Raw genomic sequence first — 3,701 nt, forward strand, 5'->3', positions numbered from 1 at the left:
ATGAACGCCGCCATACGACATGACGATGTTGCGCGCCGAAAGCACGGCGTCGCCGGTCGCGGGTCCGGTGTCTGCAGCCGCGCTCATTTGACCTCCAGCCTCACCGGAGTGACCAGCCAGCTCTTCGGGTTGACCAGCTTGAATGCGCCGACCACCGATACGGTCTTGCCGGTCAAGGTGCTGGTGTCGACCTTGGCCAGGACTTCCTTCTTCATCTCGTTGTTCAGCGCCGAACCGGCGTCCTGGTATTCGATCTGGTTGGTGAACTGGCCGAATGTGATCTTGCCGGTGGCGTCGCGAAGCTCGGTGCCGTTGATCGCCGGTCCCGTTTGCACCCGGATCATCAGCGTGTCCGGCACGCCTTCGACGGCGACCTTGTAGATGCCGGATTTTCCTTCGCCGACGACACCGGTGAACTTGACCGAGATGACCGGTCCGACGCCCGCCGGCACGCCATATTCCTTTTCCGCCGTCGCCCTGTCCTTGGCGATAGCAGCAGCCACCGTCACCGCGTCGGCGGCGCGTGCCTCGACATCGGCCTGCACCTTGGGAAACTCCGACTTGCCGTAGTCAGCGGCGGAAAACACGGCGCTGCGGACATCGCCGGCAGAGCCGATCCTGACCACCTTGGTGTCGAGCGCCATGGCGCCGAGCAGGACGACAACCGCGGCGCCGGCAAGTGCCCGACGCAGGGCGGGCGAAGCCGGCCTGGTCGATGCGGTGGCGGCTTTCGCGCTCATGACGCAACCGCCAGCAAGGCTGATCCGCGCTTGTCACGCATTTGACGATCCTCCGTTCACATGGCGCTTCGCGCCATTGGGTTTGTTCTGTTCGACAAGGGCACGAGCGGTGGACTCGTCGGTGATCAGGCCGCTCAGATAACGGCTTTCGAGCACCGCTTTGATGGCACGCACTTTGATCTTGCCGCCGGCGACGGCGACGATCCGGCGACCTTTCAACTGATCCCGCGGAAGCGCCAGAATCCTGTCCGACAACGCCGTTTCCACCGGGCGCCCCTTGTCGTCGAAGAAGTGGGCGAGCAACTCGCCGACGCCGCCATCGCGTTTGACCTCATCGATTTCGGAATGTTCGATCATGCCGGTAGCGACCAACGAAGCTTCCCGCTCGGCGGTCCCTATGCCGACGAACATCAGGTCGGACCGGCTTGCGAGGTCGAAGACATCGCTAATGCCGCGCTGACCAAGCAGCACTTCACGGTCCTCGGCGGTGTTGGCGACGAAAGGCACCGGCATCACATAGGCCTGCGCGCCGGTCCGCTCGGCCAGCCGATGCATGACGTCGTGCGGGTTGGCCGCGAATTTGCGCGTCACGCCGCCAAGCAGCGAGACGAAACGGATATGGGCAGCGGCGGTGCGCGTCAGATACTCGACGCTTGCGGCAAGGGTACGGCCATGGCCGACGCCGATCAGCATGTCCTCGCCGCGATCGATCTCCCGCTTCAGAAACTGAGCGCCGGCGATGCCAAGCGCCTTCAGCGGCAGCTCGTCCTGATCGAGATCAGGAACAACCTCGCAGTAGTCGAGCCCGTAAGCAGTGATCAGCTGCTGCTCGAGGTCGATGCATTCGCCGACATCGCCGTCGATGATCACCCTGACAAGGCCATCCTGGGTGGCCCGGGTGATGAGCCGATGCGCCTTGAGGCTGGTCAGGCCGAGCCGCTTGGCCACCTGGGCCTGCGTCAGACCCCCGGCATAGTGAAGCCAGGCCGCGCGGGTGGCGAGGCTGGACTCATGATCGCGGTTAGTGGCTCCGCCGGATTTCAAGACATCTCCTCCCTGAGATGATATTATTATCTTTGTGTGCAAAAATTTTCACATCCCTACATCGCTGTCAATCCCTCGCCGGATTTGGCGCATGCACATATGGGCGATTCACAGGTCTCGCCCTTCCCGAAACGCCGGTCTGCCGGCATTTCGGCGGGCAACATCGACCCATTAGGAGGTGAGCATGTTACTCGATCATACGGCTATGTTAATTTAACGTCAATCTGTGTTATTTCGCGCCTGAGCCAGTAGAATTTCACAGCCATCGGCTATCTAATTTTTTGCTAACTAGCTGTTTCTCCAGAATAATATCTGACATCGGCAAAATCCCAATCCACCTGTGAGTTGAGCGATGGGGGATGCGACGCATCCTTAGGCAAACCGACCGGATTGCCTTGGGAAAGAGCATCGGCGACGGAATGATCAGCCCAGCCGCATCAGGTTCCGGTCCTCGAGTTCCAGGGCTGCGGCCTCGACTTCCTCTGCGAGGCGCCCGGCGCTCCAACCCAGCGCCCGTCCGGCAATCGTCGCAATCTCCTGCAGATCCCGGCCCGTCAGTGACCCTGATATCGCCAGGGTGCTGCGGCGCATGACGATATCGGCCAGATGTTCGACGAACTCGGTGCGGACGATGTAGTCAATTTCCGATCGGCTGTAGCTTTCTGAATCCGGCAGTCGGCCCTCATCATCCGGCTCATGTGTGGCGATCTGCGTGGCTCTGGTGCCATATCGCGACAGCAGCGCCTCGAGACGCCGTTCTCCAGCGCCCGTCTCCGAGTGAGCCAGAGCCAGCCAACTTGCTCGCGCTGCAGCATCAGCCGGGAAATCCCTGCCGCCGCCGATCGGCATGGTCTGCGTCGTCACCTTGCGGCTGCGCTGCAGGCGGCCGAGCACGGTGTCGGCGACTTCCTCGGCGAAGCCGCGAAAGGTCGTCCACTTGCCGCCGATCAGCGAGATGACTGCGAAAGGTCTGTTCCGATCCGGCTCGGCGACGGGCGCCGAGTGGTCACGGCTGATCAAGCCGGGCACCGATGCATCCGAGGCCGGCAGCGGCCGGATGCCGCTATAGGCATAGACGATCTGGTCGCGCTCGAACGCCATCCCCGGCAGCAGCGTCCGTACGCTGTCGAGCAGGTACTCGACTTCGTCAGGTTCGCAGCGCACCGCGTCGGGGTTGTCGGCCTTGATGTCGGTGGAGCCGACCAGCGCCAGGCCGAGATAGTCGTAGACAAGGCAGATGCGGCCGTCATCGGCTTCGAAATACAGCATGCGTCCGGCCAGGCTTTTGACCAGCTCGTCGTGCTTCAACAGGATGTGCGAGCCCTTGGTGCCGCCGATCATCTTCGACGGCGCGCCTAGCGAATCGTTGACATCGTCGATCCATGGGCCGGCGGCATTGACCACCAGCTTCGGCCGCACCGAAAAGGCCGCGCCGTTTTCCGGCTGGAAGGTCAGCATGCCATCGGCGGACTTCGCCAGCGCCGTGTAGTTCGCGCTGGCCGAGGCCTCGTTTGCCTGCAGCCCATCGAGGATCAGTTCGAGCACGAGCCTCTCGGGGTGGCTTATCTTGGCGTCGTAGTAGGTGCCGGTGGCGACGATCGAGGGGGCGAGCGCCGGCATCTCACTGAGCGCCTGGCGCCGCCCGACCATGCGGTGACGCGGCATGACCTGATTTCGCGAGCCATAGAAATCATAGATCATCAGGCCGATCTTGATCAGGACGGCGCCACGGCTGCGCGGCGCGCTGGTCGAGCCGAACAGCGTCCGCAGCGCCGCCAGCATGCCTTTGCTCCAGGAAAAGATCGGGATGACGGTCGGCAGCGGGCTGACATAGTGCGGCGCGTTTTTCAAAAGCAGATTGCGTTCGAGCGTCGACTGCGCCACCAGCCTGAACTCGCCGGTTTCGAGATATTTCAG

General features: G+C 62.6%; 3 protein-coding genes. All 3 read right to left on the bottom strand.

From position 1 onward, the window contains the following. Positions 1-83: 83 nt before the first annotated feature. Positions 84-740 carry a DUF2291 domain-containing protein gene (locus EOC06_RS28985; protein ID WP_127269798.1) on the bottom strand — a complete coding sequence of 219 codons (657 nt, stop codon included), beginning with the start codon at positions 738-740 and terminating at the stop codon, positions 84-86. 33 nt (positions 741-773) lie between these two features. After that, positions 774-1,784: a sugar-binding transcriptional regulator gene (locus EOC06_RS28990; protein ID WP_127269800.1), complete on the bottom strand. Its 1,011-nt coding sequence runs from the start codon at positions 1,782-1,784 to the stop codon at positions 774-776. A gap of 423 nt (positions 1,785-2,207) precedes the next feature. After that, positions 2,208-3,701 (bottom strand): glycerol-3-phosphate dehydrogenase/oxidase (locus EOC06_RS28995; RefSeq protein WP_245470167.1); only part of this gene is annotated, 1,494 nt, incomplete at its 5' end.

The sequence above is a fragment of the Mesorhizobium sp. M7A.F.Ca.MR.362.00.0.0 genome, assembly GCF_004023175.1.
In the GTDB taxonomy this organism is placed as follows: domain Bacteria; phylum Pseudomonadota; class Alphaproteobacteria; order Rhizobiales; family Rhizobiaceae; genus Mesorhizobium.